Raw genomic sequence first — 18875 nt, 5'->3', positions numbered from 1 at the left:
CCCGACGGCCGCCACCGGATAGAAAGGAGGCCATGCGCATCCGCACCGGAGGTCCCGACTCCGCTCCCGCTCTGCTCTCCCTCATCGATGGCGCGGTCGCCTGGCTGACCGCGCAGGGCCGTACCGGGCAGTGGGGGTCGGTGCCGTGGTCGCAGCGTCCGGAGTCGGTGGCGCGGGCCGAGCAGGCGTGCCGCGAGCAGTTGGTGCGGGTCGCCGAGCGGGCCGCGGGCGGGGGCGACGCGCTGGGCATCAGCGTCCTCTCGGAGGATGCGCCGTCGTACGCGCCGCCGGTGCCGGAGCGGGAGTTGTACGTGCGCTGGCTGGTCACCGACCGCGTGCACAGTGGTTCCGGCATCGGTTCCGCGCTGATCGCGGACGCGCTGCGGGAGGCCCGGGGCCGCGGCATCGACCTGCTGCGGGTCGACTGCTACGCGGGCGGCGACGGCCGGCTGGTCGAGCAGTACGAGCGGCTCGGGTTCACCCGGACCGCCACGTTCACCCTCGACCAGCCGACCGGCCCGTGGCCGGGCCAGGTGCTGGAACAGCGCGTCCCGCGCGACTAGCAGGCAGTCGCCAGGTCGCTCTTCTGCACCACCGAGAACACCCGCCCGCGGGTCCGCACCGGGTGCAGGTCGAACCGGAGCCGCAGGCCGCTGATCCGGCCGAGCACCAGGGCGACCACGCCGGCGGCCGCGGCGGAGACCAGTCCGCAGGCGAGCAGGCCGAGGCGGGGGCCGTACTCGGCGGTGATCCAGCCGACCAGCGGGGCGCCGATCGGGGTGCCGCCGGTGAAGACCAGGACCAGCAGGCCCATGACCCGGCCGCGCATCTCGGGGTCGGTGCCGAGCTGGAGCGCCGAGTTGACCGAGGTGTTGAAGGTCAGACCGAAGATGCCGATCAGGGTGAGCAGCAGCGCGAATGTCCAGTAGCCGGGCGCGAACGCGGCCGTGATCTCCAGTGCGCCGAACGCCAGCGCGGCGAAGACCAGGCGGCGCAGCCGGGGCGCGCCGCGCCGTGCGGCGAGCAGTGCGCCGGCCAGCGAGCCGACCGCCATCGCGGTGTTGAGCAGGCCGTACGCGCCCGCGCCGACGTGGAAGGTGTCGCGGGCGAAGCCGGAGAGCAGGGTCGGGAAGTTGAACCCGAAGGTGCCGATGAAGCCGGCCAGCACCATCGGCCACAGCAGTTCGGGGCGTTCCCGGACGTAGCGCAGTCCTTCGCGGAGCTGTCCGCGTTCGCGGGCGATCCGCTCGACAGGGCGCAGTTCGCTGCTGCGCATGGCGAGCAGGCCGCCGATGACCGCGGCGAAGGACAGCGCGTTGACGGCGAACGCCCAGCCGCTGCCGACCGCGGCGATCAGCGCACCGGCCACGGCGGGGCCGACCAGCCGGGCGGTCTGGAAGTTGGCGGCGTTCAGGCTGACGGCGTTGGCGAGGTCGCGCGGGGGCACCATCTCGCTGACGAAGGCCTGCCGGGTCGGGTTGTCGACCACCGTGACCAGGCCGAGCAGCAGCGCGAACAGGTAGACCACGACGGGCGTGACGGTGCCGGTGATGGTGAGCAGGGCGAGGCCGGCGGCGAGCAGGCCCATCGCGCCCTGGGTGGCGATCAGCAGGCGGCGCTTGGGCAGCCGGTCGGCGAGGACGCCGCCCCACAGGCCGAGCAGCAGCATGGGCAGGAACTGCATGGCGGTGGTGATGCCGACCGCGAAGGGGCTGCCGGTGAGGCTGAGGACCAGCCAGTCCTGGGCGATGCGCTGCATCCAGGTGCCGGTGTTCGAGACGACCTGACCGGCGAAGTAGTACCGGTAGTTGCGGATGCGCAGGGACGAGAACATCCCTCCCGGGCGGGTGAATCGGCCCGGCGAAGCGGCGGGGATCTCCGCCGCGGTGCGTTCCTCGGGGTCGTCGTCGCCGCTGCCCGGCAGGCCCGTGGGGGCGGGTGCCTGGCTCTGCGCGGCGGGGGCGCCGGTGGGCGCGGGTTCGTTTGCGGCCGTCTCGTCGGCGAACGGTTCGTCGGTGCGCTGCCCGGCGGGGCGGGCGCTGATGCGTCGGGGGTCGGTTCGGAGGTCGGTGCGGATGGTCGCGGTGCGGATCGCGGCGGCGCGGGCGGCCGGCGGTGTCACAGTTGTCTCCCCTCGACGCGCCGCGGCCGTTTCGACGGCCGCGGCGCGGTGTGTGGCGCTGGTGGTTGTTGCGGTGATGCGGTGAGCCCCTTCGTTTGCCCTGAGGCGGTCCGAGTCGGTCTGAAAACGCTTACAGGTGGGCCAGTTTGTAGAGCACGGGCGCGGCATCTCTCAGCCGCTCCCACTCCTCCTCGTCGAGGCCGTGGGCGAGCTCCGCCAGCCAGGCGTTGCGCCGCCTGCGGGACTCGTTGAGGATCTGCTCGGCCTGTTCGGTACTGCTGACCACCACCTGCCGGCGGTCCTCGGGGTGCGGCTCGCGCCGTACCAGGCCCTTCTCCTCCAGCATCGCGATGATCCTGGTCATGGAGGGCGGCTGGACGTGCTCCTTGCGCGCCAGCTCACCGGGCGTCGCTTTGCCACAGCGGGCAAGCGTGCCGAGCACCCCCATTTCGGTGGGGCTCAGCGACTCCTCGACCCGTTGGTGTCGCAACCGTCGGGCCAAACGCATCGCGGACGACCTCAGCTGGCTGATCGCCACCAGGTCGTCCTCGGACATCTCGGGCATGTCCTTAGCCTACGTCATTACCAAAGCTAAAGAAAATTGGATTTCGATCAACCCTGCCCGAGGCCCGGCAGACTCAGTCCGCGCTGAGCTGGAAGCCCAGCCGACCGAAGCGCAGGCGGTCGCCGGGGCGGACGACGGTGCCGCCGGCCAGGCGGCGGTCGTTGACGAAGGTGCCGTTGCTGGAGCCGAGGTCGTAGAGGACCCAGTCGCCGCCCTCGAAGCGCAGCTCGGCGTGCCGGCGGGAGACCGTCGCGTCGCCGAGGCGCAGGCCGGAGCCGGTCATCCGGCCGATCAGCAGGCGGCCGACGGCCGGGGCGGGGAGCTGGAGCCGGGTGAGCTGCTCGGCCTGCCAGGTCTGCCGCAGCCGGACGTTGAGCGAGGAGACCTTGGCGACGGTGCGCAGCAGCAGCCGGGAGACCGGGCCGTAGGTGCGCAGATCGCCGACCACCTCGGCGAGTTCGGCGCGACTGCGGGCGGTGAGGACCAGTTCCATCCGGCGGATGAAGGTGTCGTGGGAGAGCCGACCGCTGCCGACGCCGTCCCGCAGCACTTCCAGCGCGCTGTCCCGCTCGCCCTGCGAGGGGCGGGCCAGCTCGGTGCCGAACTCCTGAGCGCTCATGGCGCGATTGTCGGCCGGGTGGGGCGCGGCTGTCCAGCGTGCGGCGCACCCCTGATCTGCGCAGTCCTCAACTGCGCCCCCACCGTGCGCCATTCGGCGAAATCCCCGTCAACTCGCCGGCCCGGCAACGAAGCCCTGGCAGGATCCGGTGCAGCACGATCCGCCGCACGAGGGAGCGCCGACATGGCCGTGATCGCCGTGACCGGGCACATGGACCTCACCCCGACCACCATCCGCGCGGTGCGCGCCGCCCTCGACGCGCTCCTCGCGCCTTACCCCGCCGGGGAGTTGACGGGGCTGTCGTGCCTCGCCCCGGGCGCGGACACGCTGTTCGCGGACGCCGTACTGGCCCGCGGCGGCCGCCTGGTCGCCGTGCTGCCGAGCCCGTCCTACCCCGGCCCGCAACCCGCGGCCGCCGCAGCCGACTTCGCCCGGCTGCGCGCCGCCGCCGACCGGGTGCTAGTGCTACCCGCGGCCGTGCTCGACGACGCCGCCTACGTCGCTGCCAACACCGAACTGCTCGCGCTGACAGACGAGTTGGTCGCGGTCTGGGACGGCGGGCCGGGCAACGGCCCGGGCGGGACGGCCGACATGGTCGCCACCGCCCGGGCCGCCGGGGTGCCGGTGTACGTGCTCTGGCCGGCCGGGTCGGCCCGCACCGGAAGTTGAACTGCCTTACGGCTCCAGCCGGTTCGGCCCGCGGAACAGGAATACCGCGTCCCGGATCGAGGACAGCCCGAGGGCCAGCATCAGCACCCGGCCGAGGCCCAGGCCGAAGCCGCCGTGCGGGGGCATCCCGTAGCGGAAGCAGTCCAGGTAGCGGCCGAGCGGGCCTTCGGGGCCCGCGTCCATGCCCTTCTCCCGTGCCTGCGCGACGAGTTGGCCGTGCCGGTGCTCGCGCTGGGCGCCGGTGGTGATCTCCACGCCCTTCCACAGCAGGTCGTAGGACTCGGTGACGGTCGGGTCGTCGGCGGGCCGGTGGTGGTAGAACGGCCGCACCGAGGCCGGGAATCGGGTGACGAACACGAACTCGTGCCCGCTCTCCTCGGCCACCAGCGCGCTGAGCAGCCGCTCGCCCTCCGGGTCGAGGTCCTCCCGCACGCCCTCCTGGTCCCAGCCGGCGGCCCGGAGCTTCGCCGTGGCCTCGGCCATCGTCAGCCGGGGGAAGGGGAGTTCGGGCACCACGACGCGGGTGTCCCCGTGCCGCTCGATCTGTTCGCCGTGCCGTTCGGCGACCCGGGCCAGCACCCGGTGCAGCATCCGCTCCTGGAAGGACATCACGTCCTCGACGCTGTCGATCCAGGCCAACTCGACGTCCACGCCGGTGAATTCGGTGGCGTGCCGGGAGGTGAACGAAGGCTCCGCACGGAACACCGGGCCGATCTCGAAGACCCGGTCGATGCCACTGGCGATCGCCATCTGCTTGTAGAACTGCGGCGACTGCGCGAGGTAAGCCGTCCGGTCGAAGTACCCGACCTTGAACACCTCGGCGCCCGACTCGGAGGCCGTGCCCATCAGTTTCGGCGTGTGCAGCTCGGTGAAGCCCTCCTCGGCGGCGACCTCCCGCATCGCCTGCTCGACGGTGGTCTGCACCTCGAACACCAGCCGCCGCTCGGGGCGCCGCAAGTCCAGGAAACGCCAGTTCAGGCGCTGTTCCGGGCCGGTCTCCGCGGTGATCGGCAGGCCCGGTTCGGCGGCCGACACCACCTCGATCCGCTCCGGCAGGATCTCCAGCCCGCCGAGCTTCACCACCGGGTTGGCGACCACCTTGCCGGTGATCTCCACCGCCGACTCCGGCGTCAACCCCCGTAGGATCTCGTCGAGTTGGTCTCCGTCACCCCCGCGCCGGTGGGTCACCTGCACCATGCCGGTGTGGTCCCGCACCACCACGAACTGCATCCTGCTCTGCAGTCGCAGCGTGTTCACCCACCCCTTGACCGTCACTGTCCCGTCCAGTGCGGACGGCAGCTCGCCGACGAGGGTACGTACCATGATCAGCAACTCCCTGGGTTGCGGGCGCGTTGTTCGCGCCACGAATAGAGCGGTAAACAGCCGCCCTAGGACGCGCCCACACTAGCGGCCCACCCACCTGCGACGCTTCCGGTTTTCCGCACCGCCGACGCCAGAGCGACCTAGGATGGCCCGACTCGGCTGAAACCAGGGGGAGTTGAAGGCCGAACGGCGATACGCGCAGCTGGGGAGGTCGTCCGATGGGCGAGGACGCGTGGGACCGGCCGATGGTGCGGCCGCAGACCCTGGAAGGGCTGATCGACCTGGTCGGCTCCCGGATCGAGGTGGCGGCACTGCCCCGGGCGCAGACGACCGTCCGGCAGCTGGTGGTGCACGACCCGCTCGACCGGCCGATCGGCCGGGGCGACCTGGTGGTCGCCGCCGGCCTCGACTCGCACAGCACCGAGGCCGAGGACCTGCTGCGCACGGCCGGAGCGGCCGGCGCGGCGGGCGTGGTGCTGCGCGAGGCCCGCCACCTCGACCGCAAGCAGGAACTGCGGGCGCTCGCCGAACAGGCCGGTACGGCACTGCTGTTCCGCGCCGCGTGGATGAACTGGCCGCGGCTGATCGGCACCCTGGAAGCCGCCGCCGCGATCGGCCCCGTCCCCGACAGCGCCAACGTGCCGCTCGGCGACCTCGGCGGACTGGCCCGCCTGATCGCCGTCCAGGTGCAGGGCGCCGTGACCATCGAGGACCCGGACTCCCGGGTCCTCGCGCACTACGCGCAGAGCGCTGCCCTCGACCCGATCCGGATCCTCACCATCTCCACCGGCCAGGTCCCCGAGGAACGCCGCCGGGCGATGACCGAGGACGGCTTCTTCAAAGAACTCTGGTCCACCGAACAGGTGTTGCACCGCCGCGCCGCCGGCGACATCCCGGAACGGATGGCGGTGGCGGTCCAGGCCGGCGGCGAACGCCTCGGCTCGATCTGGGTCGCCGCACTGAACGGACACACCCTCCAGGACAGCGCCGTCGAAGCCCTGCGGGTCGCCGCCCGACTGGCCGCCGCCCACCTGTTGCACCACCACTCCCGGCACCACGGCCGCAGCGAACTGCTCACCGAAGCCACCCGTGCCGTCCTGGACGGCCGGGGCTCCGGCACCCTGCTCGCCCGGCACAGCGGCCTGCCCGCCGACACCCACTGCGCCGTCCTCGCCGTCGGCGTCGCCGGCCCCCTCGACGACGACCTGCGGGTCCGGCTCGCCCGGCACGCCGGCTGGCACCCCGCCGGCCCCGGCCGCAGCTCCCTGCTGCTCCCCGGCGAACGCGGCGTGCTGATCCTGCTGGCCGGCCTCGCCGCCGACCTGCCCACCGCCGAACTCCAGGTCGCCGACTACGGCCGCCGGCTGACCGCCGACCTGTCCGCCCACCTGAAGACCCGCGTCCTGGCCGGCCTCGGCCCGGTCCAGGACCGCCTCGACCACGCCTCCCGCTCCCGCGAATCCGCCGAACTCGCCCTCAGCGGGCTGCTGTTCGGCCGGGGCGAGCTCAGCAGCGCCACCGTCGACCAGGTCGCCGACGCGGTCGCCCTGCGACACATCGTCGAAGCCCTGCGCGACCTGCCGCTCCCCGTCCGCACCTCGGTCTCCCGGCTGGTCGAGCACGCCGAGCAGAAGGGCGACCGCACCCCGCTGGACGCCCTGCGCGCCTACCTCGACCACTCACGCGAACTCGGCCGCGCCGCCGACACCCTGGGCGTGGCCCGCACCACCTTCGCCAACCGGTTCCACAACAAGGTCCTGAAGATCTCCGGCCTGGACGTCTCCAACTCCGACGCCCGCCTGCTCGCCCACCTCCAACTCCGGCTGCTGGACGACCCCACCACGCCCTGACACCACATCGGCCCGGCGAACCGGTGCCCGGACACCACTCCGCCCTCCTCCCGCCCGCCGCTCGTCCGCCCGCGCACCCCCGGCCCGCCCGAACCGCCGCCCCGCACCGGCCTCACCCGAACGGGCGCCTCCGGCGGTGCACGCACCCTGCCGCACCCGCCGAAACCCGGCGCGGCGGGCACAGACACCAAGGCACCCCGAACCGCACGCTGGAGCCACGGCCCGGAACCACGACCGGGCCCGGTCCCCCTTCCTGCCGACCTCGCGCGGAGCGTGCCCCATGACCGACCACCAGCCCCTGATCGGCGCCGAACGCCGTGAACTCGTCCTCCGCGCGGCCGTCCAGCACGGCCTGCTCGACCCGGAGGACGCCCCGCTCGCCGCCTTCCTCGACCTCGACGCCGTCACCGGGACCGTCGCCGCCCTGCACGCCGCGTTCCCCGCCCGGCTCGACGTGCTGCACGCCTTCGCCGCCAAGGCCAACCCGCTCGGACCGGTACTGCGCCGACTCCGCGGCCTCGGCATGGGCTGCGAGGTCGCCAGCCCCGGCGAGTTCGCCCAGGCCCTGGCCGCCGGCTTCGCGCCGGACCGGATCGTGCTCGACTCCCCCGCCAAGACCCGCCGCGAGCTGACCCTCGCGCTCGACCTCGGCGTCGCCGTCAACATCGACAACTGGCAGGAACTCACCCGCGTCGACGACCTGCTCACCCGCCGCCCCACCACCTCCCGGATCGGCGTCCGGGTCAACCCTCAGGTGGGCGGCGGCAGCATCGCGGCGATGAGCACCGCGACCGCCACCTCCAAGTTCGGCATCCCGCTCGCCGACCCCGGCAACGCGGAACGCCTGATCGACGCCTTCCGGGCCCGCCCCTGGCTGACCTGGCTGCACTGCCACATCGGCTCGCAGGGCATCGACCTCTCCCTGATGGCCGCCGGCGTCGGCGCGACCGTCGACTTCGCCGAACGCGTCAACCGCGAGCTCGGCCGCCGCCAGATCACCGGCATCGACCTCGGCGGCGGCCTCCCCGTCAACTTCACCGACGACCGGATCACGCCCGGCTGGGACACCTACGTCGACGAACTGCGCCGGCACGCCCCCGCGCTCTTCGACGGCGGCTACCGGCTCGTCACCGAATTCGGCCGCTCCGTGCTCGCCAAGGCCGGCTTCACCGCCTCCTACATCGAGTACACCAAGCAGGCCGGCGGCCGCGCCATCGCCGTCGGCCATGCCGGCGCCCAGGTCGCCACCCGCACCGTCTTCATGCCCGACAGCTGGCCCCTGCGCCTCACCGCCCACACCCCGTCCGGCGCCGCCAAGCACGGCGAGACCGTCCCGCAGGACATCGCCGGCCCCTGCTGCTTCGCCGGCGACCTGGTCGCCCGCAACCGCCCCCTCCCCCTCCTCGAACCCGGCGACCTGGTCTGCCTCCTCGACACCGGCGCCTACTACGCCTCCCACCACTTCAGCTACAACTCACTCCCCGAACCCCCCGTGTACGGCGCCCGCACCGACGCCTCGGGCACCATCCACTTCGAAACCCTCCGCCCCGCCCAAACCATCGACGACCTGGTCACCCGCACCACCGCCTGACCCACACCCTGAACAGACAAACGGCCCTCCCCCGCAGCACTCGCGGGGAAGGGCCAACAGCGGGTCCGGAAACTCAGTCAGCGATTCCGGCGGGCACGACCCAGCGGGTCGGCTGCCCGGTGATGGCGGCGATCATGTCGTAGTCGCCGTCGTAGTGCAGGATCGTGGCGCCGTGCCGTTCGGCCGTGGCGGCGATCAGCATGTCGGCCATCGACAGAGCCCGGTGGTTGCCCCGGAACAGGGCACGGCGCTGGATGTCCTTCGCCCGGTCCCAGACCTCGTCGGTGCTCGCCAAGTAGTCGAACCCTCTGAGCAGATGGCTCAAGCGGTCGGCTTCCGCCGCACTGCGGGCGCTGTGCAGAACCTCCATCTCGACTGCCGCGCTCACCGCCAGCAGGCCACGCTGCGACAGGTCGTCGAGGACAGGCCGCACTGTCGGCTTTCCCCAGCGCGCCAGGGCCGACTTGTCGATCAGGAAGCGCTCTCGGCTCACGCCGCCGCCGACTTGCCCGACGTTTCGAGGAGGTCGAACTCCCCACTGGCGATGGCGTCGGCAAGCTCTATCCGCCTGGCCAGCTTCACGGCCTCCAGCAGCGCCGCATTGACCGTGGCGACCTTGGTGGTCGTGCCGAACAGGCGCTGGGCCTCGGCCAGGAGGTCGTCATCGATGTCGATCACAGTCCGTGCCATGGCTGTTCCTTCCGCAGGCAGCAACAAGATAACGATATCAACCCAGGGCCACGCTCGATATCAAAACGGCCCCGTGCTCCGAGGAGCACAGGGCCGTCGTACGACCTGAGGTCAGAGCAGGCCGAGGGCCGGCATCAGGTAGTAGAACGCGAAGACCGCGGCAACCGCGTACATCGGGATCGGGACGGTGCGGGCGCGGCCGGCGACCACGCGGAGGAGGCAGAAGGCGATGAAGCCGAAGCCGATGCCGTTGGTGATCGAGTAGGTGAACGGCATCATCGCGATGGTGAGGAAGGCCGGCATCGCGATGGTGTAGTCGCTCCAGTCGATGTCCTTGATCGAGTTCGCCAGGATCAGGAAACCGACGGTGACCAGCGCGGGCGTGGCGGCCTGGGCGGGGACCATGGTCGCCAGCGGGGTGAGGAAGAGCGCGATCATGAAGAGCGCGCCGGTGACGACGGACGCGAAGCCGGTGCGGGCGCCCTCGCCGACGCCGGCGGTGGACTCGACGAAGCAGGTGTTCGCGGAGGACGAGGTCGCGCCACCGGCGGCGGTCGCGATGCCGTCGATCATCAGGACCTTGTTGATGCCGGGCAGGTCGCCCTTCTCGTCGAGCAGGTGGGCCTCGTCGGCGACGCCGAGGATGGTGCCCATCGCGTCGAAGAAGCAGCTCATCAGCACGGTGAAGACGAACAGGATGCCGGTCAGCACGCCGACCTTGGAGAAGCCGCCGAACAGGCTGACCTGGCCGACCAGACCGAAGTCGGGGGTGGCGACGGGGTTGCCGGGCCAGGCCGGGACGGTGAGGCCCCAGTGCTCGGGGGCGAGGTTCGCGAACTGCTGGATGATCACCGCGGCGGCGGTCATCACGGCGATCGAGATCAGGATCGCGCCGGGCACCTTGCGCACGACCAGCGCCATGGTGAGCAGCAGGCCGATGATGAAGATCAGGACCGGCCAGCCGTGCAGGTGGCCGCCGACGCCGAGCTGCAGCGGGACGGTGGTGTGGGCGGCGTCCGGGATGCGGGAGACGAAGCCGGAGTCGACCAGGCCGACCAGCGCGATGAACAGGCCGATGCCGATGGCGATGGCCTTGCGCAGCCCGAGCGGGACGGCGTTCATGACGCGCTCGCGCAGGCCGGTGGCGACCAGCAGCATGATCGCGATACCGGCCAGCACCACCATGCCCATGGCGTCGGGCCAGGTCATCTTGGGGGCGAGCTGGAGCGCCACGATGGTGTTGACGCCCAGGCCCGCGGCGAGACCGATCGGGACGTTGCCGATGACGCCCATCAGCAGGGTGGTCAGACCGGCGGTGAGCGCGGTCGCGGTGACCAGCTGGGCGCTGTTGAGGTGGGTGCCGTTCATGTCCGTGGCCGAGGCCAGGATGATCGGGTTGAGCACCAGGATGTACGCCATGGTGAAGAACGTGGCGACACCACCGCGGATCTCGCGGGGCAGCGTGGAGCCGCGCTCGGAGATTCTGAAGTAACGATCCAGCGCGCCGGACGAGGGCTGCGGCGCAGGCTGGGTGGGCTCGGGCGACGCGGTGGTCGACTGGGCCTGAGACATTCGGGCGTCCTCGATCGGGTGAGGCAAGGGTGGGGGGAGTGTCAAGTATGGCGATCCCCGTCGTGGACGCGCCATCTTCGCGCGTAGAGCGAGGCCCTTACGATCCCCCCACAACCCCCTTGCGATCAGCATCGGTCGAATACGAAACAGCGGCGCACCCGCCGGACCCCGCCGCCCGCCCGGGCCCGCCCCGTAGGCTAGGCGCATGCCCAAGACCGCGCTGCGCTCCGCTCCCCCGCCGCTCGAGGCGAACGACGTCGCCATTGTCGGCGCCGGCACGGTGCTGTGGTTCGTCGGTTTCGTGGTGCTGCTGCCGTTCCAGGGCTGGCTGTCCGACCACGACCACGGCAGCTGGCCGTGGATCTGCCTGTCCGGCGGCCTGCTCGGCCTGATCGGCCTGAAGTACTGCCGGGCCCGCCGGGACGCGATCCGCCGCGCCCGTGCCGCCGAGGCGGCGGAGAACTCCGACCAGAAGGTGTGACGCTGCACTCGTCCGGCACGAAACGGCCGAGGCGGGGCGCAGCGCCCAAATCACCCACCTAGAGTCGGTGCCATGACGCACCCAGCGGAAGGCACGGCCCCTGCGAGCCCCGGCGCGCACCCCTCCGGCGCGGGCGGGTCGTACCGACCCGGCCTGACGGCGGCCGAGGTGGCGGAGCGGGTCGCCCGCGGGCAGGTCAACGACGTGCCGGCGCGTTCCAGCCGCTCGGTGCGGGAGATCGTCCGGGCCAATGTGTTCACCCGGTTCAACGCGATCATCGGCGTGATGTTCGGCATCATCCTGGTGGTCGGCCCGATCCAGGACGGCCTGTTCGGCCTGGTCATCGTCGCCAACACGGCGATCGGCATCGTGCAGGAGCTGCGCGCCAAGAAGACCCTGGACAGCCTGGCGCTGATCGGCGAGGCCCGCCCGCAGGTGCGTCGCGAAGGCGCGGCCGTCCAGGTCGCCACCAGCGAGATCGTGCTGGACGACACCGTGCTGCTCGGCGTCGGCGACAAGGTCGTGGTGGACGGCACGGTCACCGAGGCGGACGGCCTGGAGATCGACGAGTCGCTGCTGACCGGCGAGCCGGACCCGGTGCACAAGCACCCGGGCGACCACGTGATGTCGGGCTCGTTCGTGGTGGCCGGCGCGGGCGCGTTCACCGCGACCAAGGTCGGCCGGGAGGCGTACGCCGCCAAGCTCGCCGAGGAAGCCAGCAAGTTCACGCTGGTCAAGTCGGAGCTGCGCACCGGCATCGACCAGATCCTGCGGATCATCACGTACCTGCTGATCCCGACCGCGCTGGGCCTGATCATCAGCCAGCTCGCGGTGCAGCGCAACGACTGGCAGGAGGCCGTCCGCCGGATGGTGGCCGGCATCGTGCCGATGGTCCCGGAGGGCCTGGTGCTGCTGACCTCGGTGGCCTTCGCGATCGGCGTGATCCGGCTGGGCCGCAAGCAGTGCCTGGTGCAGGAGCTGCCCGCGATCGAGGGCCTGGCCCGGGTCGACACGGTCTGCCTGGACAAGACCGGCACCCTCACCGAGGGCGGCATGGACCTGATCGACCTGCGCCCGATCGGCGCCGCCGACAAGGCCCGGATCGCCGAGGCGCTCGGCGCGATCGGCGCGGCCGACACCCGCCCGAACCCGAGCATGCGGGCCGTCATCGACGCGTACGGGCCGCCGGAGGAGGGCCGCTGGCGGCTGCTGGAGGCGATCCCGTTCTCCTCGGCCCGCAAGTGGAGCGGCGTGCAGCTGCTGGAGCCGGGCGGCACCGAGGGCAGCTGGCTGCTGGGCGCCCCCGACGTACTGCTGCCGACCGGGCATCCGGCGCTGGCCGAGGTCGACGAGCTCGGCGCGAAGGGCCTGCGGGTGCTGCTGCTGGGCCGCAGCCCGCTGCCGCTGGACGACCCCGACCCGGCGGGCCGGCTGGAGCCGCTCGCCCTGCTGGTGCTCCAGCAGCGGGTGCGCGAGGACGCCGCGGACACCCTGCGCTACTTCCGCTCGCAGGACGTCCGGGCGAAGGTGATCTCCGGCGACAGCGCGGTCTCGGTCGGCGCGGTCGCCGCCCACCTGGGCCTGCCCGGCGCGGAGACCGCGACGGACGCCCGCAAGCTGCCCACCGACCCCGAGCAGCTGGCCGAGGTCGCCGAGCGCACCGCGGTGTTCGGCCGGGTCACCCCGCAGCAGAAGCGGGCGCTGGTCGGCGCGCTGCAGTCGAAGGGCCACACGGTCGCGATGACCGGCGACGGCGTGAACGACGTGCTGGCGCTGAAGGACGCCGACATCGGCGTGGCGATGGGCACCGGCTCGGACGCGACCCGGGCGGTCGCGCAGATCGTGCTGCTGGACGACCGGTTCGCCACCCTGCCGTCGGTGGTCGCCGAGGGCCGCCGGGTGATCGGCAACATCGAGCGGGTGGCCGGGCTGTTCCTGGTGAAGACCGTCTACTCGGTGCTACTGGCACTGCTGGTGGTGTTCACCCAGGTCCCGTACCCGTTCCTGCCCCGGCACTCGACGGTGCTGTCCTCGCTGACCATCGGCATCCCGGCGTTCTTCCTGGCCCTGGCCCCGAACAACGAGCGGGCCCGGACCGGGTTCGTGCGACGGGTGCTGCGGCTGGCGATCCCGGGTGGCGTCATCTGCGGCACCGCCACGTTCGTCGCCTACGCGCTGGCCCGCGCCGACCACGCCACCGAGCTGAAGGCGGACACCTCGGTCGCCACCCTGACGCTGTTCATCTCCGCGATCTGGGTGCTGGCGATCGTCGCCCGCCCCTACACCTGGTGGCGGCTGCTGCTGATCGGCGCCATGTCCGGCGCGTTCGCGCTGGTGCTGGTGGTGCCGTGGCTGTCCGACTTCTTCCAGCTCCAGCTGGTCGGCTGGCGCGACCCCCTGATCGGCGTCGCGATCGCGGCGGTCGCCGGGTGTCTGCTGGAGATCACCTCGCGGGTGTTCGTCGAGAAGAAGGAGGAGGAGGCCCACGCGGCGTAGGCCTCCTCCCGGGGCGTCACTCGTAGTCGCGGGCCGCCAGCAGCTCGTACGCCCGGTCGGGCTCGGTGAGCGCGGCCAGGATCTCGAACCGGCGGTGCCACTGCTGGACGGACCAGGCGAGGCCGGCGGCCAGGCCCTCGGGCGTCGAGGCGTGCAGCAGTCCGGGCACCGGCGGCACCTCGAACTCGTCGTCCTGGTCCGCTTCTTCGACGTCCTCGGGGTCGTAGGGCAGCTCGGGGGCGGTGGCGGCGGTGTCCCAGCGCCAGTCCACCCGGGCGTCCTCTCCGTCGGGGCCGACGACCAGCAGTTCCTCGTGCTCCTCGTACACGGCGGGGCAGCCGGGGAGCAGTTCGCGGACCACGGCGGGGGTGCGGTGCAGGGTGCCCTCGGAGAGCACCCGGCCGCCGGCCACCTCGCTGGCGAGCGAGACGTGCAGCCGCTCGGCGAGCGCGGGGGCGAGCGCGGGGTGGACGGGCAGCACCGGGTGGTCGTGCAGCAGCTCGACCAGGTCGGGGGCGTCGGCGACGACCGCGGCGGTGGCGTCGACGATCACCGTGCGGTCGTCCCGGCGGCCGGTGCCGCCGTCCAGCGGGGCCAGTGCCCGCACCACGTCCAGGCCCTCCACCCGCTCGGCCGGGAGGGCCGCCAACGCGCTGTAGATGCCGTGCAGTTGGCGGTGGGTGACGTCGGACAGCGGGTCGGTGAGGCGGTCGATCAGTTCCTCGGGGCCGTGCGGTTCGGCGAGCAGCGCGGCCAGCGTGGTGCGCACCCCGAGGGCGTGCAGGAACTGCGGGTCCAGGCTCGTCCGGGCCTCGTCGTACAGGCCGCGCAGCAGCGGGTCGGCGCCGGCCGCGCGCAGGCCGGCGGGCTCCCGGCCGTCCAGCACGGGGTGGTCGCGCAACCACCAGGCGGTGTACGACGGCAGGTCGGTGTAGGTGCCGTCGGGCAGCAGGGTGCGCACCGGCGTGACGACGGCGTCCCGGTACGGGGGGCGGGCGAGCAGCGCGAGCGCCTCGGGCCAGGCGTCGTCGGCGACCAGGTCGAGGTCGCGGACGGCGAGCAGTTCGGCGGCGACCGGCGGGACACCCAACTCGCCCGCCTCGTCGGCATGCAGGGCCTCCAGGGCGTCCTCGCACCAGTCGGCGAGGCCGTCGGGGGCCTCGTCGATCAGGCCGGTGGGGGCGCCGCCGGCCGCGCGGTCGGCGGGGGCGGTGGGGTCGAGGCGCTCCAGGTCGTCGGGGTCGAGCACGACGTCCTCGGCGCGCACCAGGGTGAACGTGGTGAGCACACCGGCCGCGGCCAGCACCTCCGGGCCCCAGCGCTCCAGCAGGTCCTCGTCCACGAACGCGGCGTCGTCCTCGCCCGCCAGGTTCGCCAACGGGCTTTCGGGGAGCAGCAGTTCGCCCGCCCGGGCGAGTTCGCCCTCGTCGTCGGGCAGCGCCAGCCGGGCCAGCCACGGGTACTCGCCAGGGGCCGGCGCGGCGGCCTTCACCACCGCCAGCACGGCGTCCGCGAGGTCCACCGCGGCGTCGTAGTCGTCCTCGCCGAGCTCCAGCGAACGAGCAACGGCCGCGCGCAGTTCAGGGGTCTCCAGCAGGCCGCCGGGGGTGGCGGTGGCGGCGCCGAGCTTGGCCAGCAGCGGGTGCGCGGCCTCGGGGTGGGCGAGGCGCAGGTCGAGCAGGTCCAGGGCCTCGGCCAGCGACTCGGGGTAGCCCTCGAAGCCGGCCCAGTCGGCGGCGTCGGACGGAAGCAGGACCCGGCGCGGGCCGGTCACCGTACGGCCGTCGGCCAGCGGGACGGGCAGCGCGCCGAGCGCCTCCGGGTCGGCGCCGGCCAGCGCCGCGTACAGGCTCCGCCACCAGGCCGGATCCCGCTCCAGGCCGCCCAGCTGGTCGACCACCTCGGCCAGCGGCACCCGGCGCACCCCCAGCGTGCGCAGCTCGGTGCGGCGCTCCAGGCCGGCCGGCAGCAGGCCGGGGAAGATCGGGGCGAGCGCCTCCAGCACCGAGTGGTCGGCGCCCTCCAGCACCAGCGCGTCGCGCGGACGCAGTGCCGGGGTGCCCTCCTCGGTGCCGCGCGGGTGCGGCAGGAACGGCGTGCCGGGCAGGCGGTCCAGGATCGCGGTGCGCAGCGCGTTGTCGAGCGCGCTCCCGCCGAGCGGGGACGGCACCAGGTCCAGCGAGTGCGCGTCGGCGCCGCGGGCCCGCAGCAGCTCGACGAAGGCCTCGGCGGCGCGCTCGACCAGGAAGTCGGTCAGCGGGCCGGGCGCGACGTGCCGGCGGGTCGGGTCGAGCGGGAACGAGGCGATCAGCAGCGCGGGCACCCCGAGCGGCTCGTCGCTCGGCGTCGGGGCGTGCACCACGGCCGCGGTGCCGGGCCGCTGCGGCCGGCCCTGCCCGTCCACCGGGACGGCCCAGGTCAGCGTCCACTGCGGCCGGGCCCGCTCCTCGGTGGTGCGGTCGGCCAGCAGCTCCGCCGAGGCCGTCCCGGACGCGCTGACGATCTGCCAGCCGGTGCTCCGCTCCCCGTCGGTGACGGTGACGACCGGCAGCTGCTCGGGCCGCGGCGCCCGCTCACCGCGGGTCAGCGTCCGCACGCCCTCGGCGGTCTCCACCACCACCTCGGCCAGGCCAGGCAGGGTCAGCAGCAGCGCGTCGTCGATCGCCGCCAGCAGCCGGCCCGTCAGGTCCTCGGCGGCACTGTCGCGCAGCGGCAGCACCACCACCGTGTCATAGCCCTCCGGGGCCTGCCCCTGCGCCGGGAACGGCAGCCGCAACAGCGGCACGTGTCCTTCCCGCCGCGTCAACTCCTCGGCCAGCTCCGGCCGTTGCGCGACCAGCGCCCGCGCCTCGACGAGCGACCAGCGCACCCCACCGGAGTGGCTCAGCACCGCCGGCTCGTCACTGACGGCCAGCACCGCGGAGAACCCCACGCCGAACCGCCCGACCACCGGCCGCTCGTCCCCACGCTTCGCGGACGCCCGCAGCGTGGACAACGACTCCACCGCCTCCGCGTCCAGCGGCGCCCCCGTGTTGGCCGCCGCCAGCACCCCGTCCCGCAACGTCAGCCGGAGCCGCCCGGCCACCCCCGCACGGGCCGCCGCATCGGCGGCGTTCTGCGCCAGCTCGACGACCAGCCGATCCCGGTACCCCCCGAGCGCCAGCTCCTCCTCGGCGTTCGCGTCCTCCCGGAATCTCGCCGGCGCAGCCGTCCACGCAGCCACCACGGTGTGCCGCAGCCGAGCCGTGTCGAACACATCCGGCCCCTCGGGTGCCGCCGCGCTGCCGATGATCCGAGACTCCACGTGCCGAGCCGCCCTTCGCGTGGTCTGCCTAACGACTCGGCATTCTGCCAGGGGCCAACGACGGCAAGAGCCACAAGCAGGGAGCGCAACCAGGGGCGCGGGGAACTGCGCGAAGCGGAAGGCACCCCACCGCAAGATCGCGACGCAGGACAATGACCTGCACTTGATCGCGACCTTGCGGACGTGGTGAGCGCTTGTCGCGCAGTTCCCCGCGCCCCCGGTTGTGCTCTCCCTGGTTCTCGCGCCCGCTACGAGTGGCCGAGCTCCTCGGCGGGCGCGTCCGGCTCGACGGAGCCCGAGTCGCGGTCCGCGTGGATGTGCAGCGGCTCGACCACCGTCTCGTCGAGGATCAGCTCGGACGGCACCGGCGGAGCCGGCAGCACCGCGGCCTCGGAGTGCGCGCCGCAGCCGTACGCGAGCGAGACGACCTGGCCGTCGGCAGGACTGAACTCGTTGCCGCAGACGCCGAACGCCTGCCCGAGCGAGCCGCCGATCGGCACCAGGAAGCCGCAGGTGCTGCAGGAGGCGGGTGCGGACTGCGCCATCGGCGTCTGAGGTCCGTACGCGGTCTCCCAGCGTTCGGCGGCCTGGTGCAGGCCCCTCCGGGAGAGCACGCGGGGGCGGCCGAAGCCCAGCTCGTCGGCCACGGCACCGATCTCGGCGCGGGCCGGCGGCGGCTGGATCCCGGCCTCGGTGATCACCAGGTCGTCCTCGGCGGCTTCGACCAGCACCGAGTTCGGGGCGGGCTCGTCCTCGCCGGTCCAGCCGGGCTCCAGGCGCAGGTCGTCCGCGCCGGTGGGCAGCAGGTCGCCGGGGCCGAGGTCGCCGGGCAGCAGGCGCTCGCTCCACGGCACCCACTGGGGGGCGAGGACGGCGTCGGGGCCGGGCAGCAGTGCGATCTCGTCGAGCGTGACGTTCTTGGCGCGCGGGGCGCGGGCCACGGTCACCGCCCAGTGCCAGCCCCGGTAGGCGGGGTCGAGGCACTCGAAGGTGTGGGTGACCAGGCGCTCGGCGTCGGCGTTGGCCTTCACGTGGGAGCCGACGACGGACTCTCCGACGCTCTCCACGGCTGCCTGGCGGGCGAGCTCGACGGCCTCGGCACAGAGCCGGTCAGGGGTACGGCTTCGCATCGCAGCACTCACGGCGTCGGTTCTCTCCCAGTCCTGTCATCCTGCGGTCTGTCCCGAGACGGCCCCCGCACAGGGCGGGCTCGCGCCGGTTGCCGCTGCCACGTCACCAGAGCAACCCCCGCTGACGCGGGACCGATCTATTCTGCTCGACCGGGGACCGCTCCGTGGCCGGGCCGCGCCGCCCCGGTCGGCCACCCCCTGCGCAGGCCGGGCAGGCGCGTAGTGCAGGCTACCCGCCGGTCGGCGGTGGAGCACAGTCCGGGGCCGCGGGGACGGGCGCGCCGCGCCCGTGGCAATCACTCGTACGGCGTGCGTTTGTCGGGCAGGATGGGCTTGTGGCGGAGGAGAACCCCCCGCAGCACGGACTGCGCCCCGGGCAGGACGAGAGCCGGCCGGAGCCGTCGAACGCGCCGCGGCAGCATCCCGTAGCCCCCGGCGAGCCGGAGGCGGACGAGCCACGCCC

Annotated in this window: 15 protein-coding genes; 6 read left to right on the top strand and 9 right to left on the bottom strand. The window is 73.2% G+C overall.

What is annotated here, in order from left to right:
- Positions 1–32: 32 nt before the first annotated feature.
- Positions 33–563, top strand: a complete 531-nt coding sequence (locus ACGFWJ_RS08665) for a GNAT family N-acetyltransferase (RefSeq protein WP_392946709.1) — start codon at positions 33–35, stop codon at positions 561–563.
- Here ACGFWJ_RS08665 and ACGFWJ_RS08660 read toward each other — a convergent pair.
- The 3 genes from ACGFWJ_RS08660 to ACGFWJ_RS08650 form a co-directional block, all read right to left on the bottom strand.
- Complete coding sequence (locus ACGFWJ_RS08660) at positions 560–1834, bottom strand: MFS transporter (protein WP_392947225.1); 1275 nt, start codon at positions 1832–1834, stop codon at positions 560–562. The two genes, ACGFWJ_RS08665 and ACGFWJ_RS08660, sit on opposite strands and share 4 nt — an antisense overlap.
- A 418-nt stretch (positions 1835–2252) precedes the next feature.
- The gene (locus tag ACGFWJ_RS08655; RefSeq protein WP_387638549.1) at positions 2253–2687 is read right to left on the bottom strand and encodes a MarR family winged helix-turn-helix transcriptional regulator; all 435 of its coding nucleotides are present in this window, start codon (positions 2685–2687) and stop codon (positions 2253–2255) included.
- A gap of 73 nt (positions 2688–2760) precedes the next feature.
- A complete protein-coding gene (locus ACGFWJ_RS08650; protein ID WP_387638551.1) occupies positions 2761–3306 on the bottom strand; it encodes an FHA domain-containing protein in 546 nt (181 codons plus the stop codon).
- A gap of 183 nt (positions 3307–3489) precedes the next feature.
- On the opposite strand from ACGFWJ_RS08650, the gene ACGFWJ_RS08645 reads away from it, so the two are divergent.
- Positions 3490–3975 (top strand): hypothetical protein, encoded by a 486-nt coding sequence (locus tag ACGFWJ_RS08645; protein ID WP_392946706.1) that lies wholly within the window; start codon positions 3490–3492, stop codon positions 3973–3975.
- A 6-nt stretch (positions 3976–3981) separates the two neighbouring features.
- Here the strand turns inward: ACGFWJ_RS08645 and aspS are convergent, their stop codons facing one another.
- Positions 3982–5298, bottom strand: coding sequence for an aspartate--tRNA(Asn) ligase (gene aspS, locus ACGFWJ_RS08640; protein ID WP_392946704.1), 1317 nt, complete (start codon positions 5296–5298; stop codon positions 3982–3984).
- Between the two features lie 218 nt (positions 5299–5516).
- Between aspS and ACGFWJ_RS08635 the strand changes: the two genes are divergently transcribed.
- Together ACGFWJ_RS08635 and ACGFWJ_RS08630 are read left to right on the top strand one after the other, a co-directional pair.
- Entirely contained in the window at positions 5517–7148 is a 1632-nt protein-coding gene (locus ACGFWJ_RS08635) for a helix-turn-helix domain-containing protein (RefSeq protein WP_392946702.1), read from the top strand.
- Between the two features lie 280 nt (positions 7149–7428).
- A complete protein-coding gene (locus ACGFWJ_RS08630; protein ID WP_392946700.1) occupies positions 7429–8739 on the top strand; it encodes a diaminopimelate decarboxylase in 1311 nt (436 codons plus the stop codon).
- Between the two features lie 73 nt (positions 8740–8812).
- Here ACGFWJ_RS08630 and ACGFWJ_RS08625 read toward each other — a convergent pair whose 3' ends face one another.
- From ACGFWJ_RS08625 to ACGFWJ_RS08615, 3 genes are all read right to left on the bottom strand, one after another.
- Positions 8813–9232: a PIN domain nuclease gene (locus ACGFWJ_RS08625; RefSeq protein ID WP_392946697.1), complete on the bottom strand. Its 420-nt coding sequence runs from the start codon at positions 9230–9232 to the stop codon at positions 8813–8815.
- A complete protein-coding gene (locus tag ACGFWJ_RS08620) occupies positions 9229–9429 on the bottom strand; it encodes a type II toxin-antitoxin system VapB family antitoxin (RefSeq protein WP_392946695.1) in 201 nt (66 codons plus the stop codon). The genes ACGFWJ_RS08625 and ACGFWJ_RS08620 overlap by 4 nt, the downstream gene beginning before the upstream one ends.
- Positions 9430–9540: 111 nt before the next feature.
- Positions 9541–11001 (bottom strand): NCS2 family permease, encoded by a 1461-nt coding sequence (locus tag ACGFWJ_RS08615; RefSeq protein WP_392946692.1) that lies wholly within the window; start codon positions 10999–11001, stop codon positions 9541–9543.
- Between the two features lie 205 nt (positions 11002–11206).
- Between ACGFWJ_RS08615 and ACGFWJ_RS08610 the strand changes: the two genes are divergently transcribed.
- Positions 11207–11482, top strand: a complete 276-nt coding sequence (locus tag ACGFWJ_RS08610; protein ID WP_387638567.1) for a DUF2530 domain-containing protein — start codon at positions 11207–11209, stop codon at positions 11480–11482.
- Between the two features lie 72 nt (positions 11483–11554).
- A complete protein-coding gene (locus ACGFWJ_RS08605) occupies positions 11555–13978 on the top strand; it encodes an HAD-IC family P-type ATPase (protein WP_392946690.1) in 2424 nt (807 codons plus the stop codon).
- Between the two features lie 16 nt (positions 13979–13994).
- Here the strand turns inward: ACGFWJ_RS08605 and ACGFWJ_RS08600 are convergent, their stop codons facing one another.
- A complete protein-coding gene (locus ACGFWJ_RS08600; RefSeq protein WP_392946688.1) occupies positions 13995–17234 on the bottom strand; it encodes a sacsin N-terminal ATP-binding-like domain-containing protein in 3240 nt (1079 codons plus the stop codon).
- 296 nt (positions 17235–17530) lie between these two features.
- Complete coding sequence (locus tag ACGFWJ_RS08595; RefSeq protein WP_387638576.1) at positions 17531–18412, bottom strand: DUF3027 domain-containing protein; 882 nt, start codon at positions 18410–18412, stop codon at positions 17531–17533.
- Positions 18413–18875 lie beyond the last annotated feature (463 nt).

This window comes from Kitasatospora sp. NPDC048407 (assembly GCF_043200475.1).
Taxonomy (GTDB): domain Bacteria; phylum Actinomycetota; class Actinomycetes; order Streptomycetales; family Streptomycetaceae; genus Kitasatospora.
The sequence above is the reverse complement of the archived record's forward strand: the minus strand, read 5'-3'. Positions and strand labels throughout refer to the sequence as shown.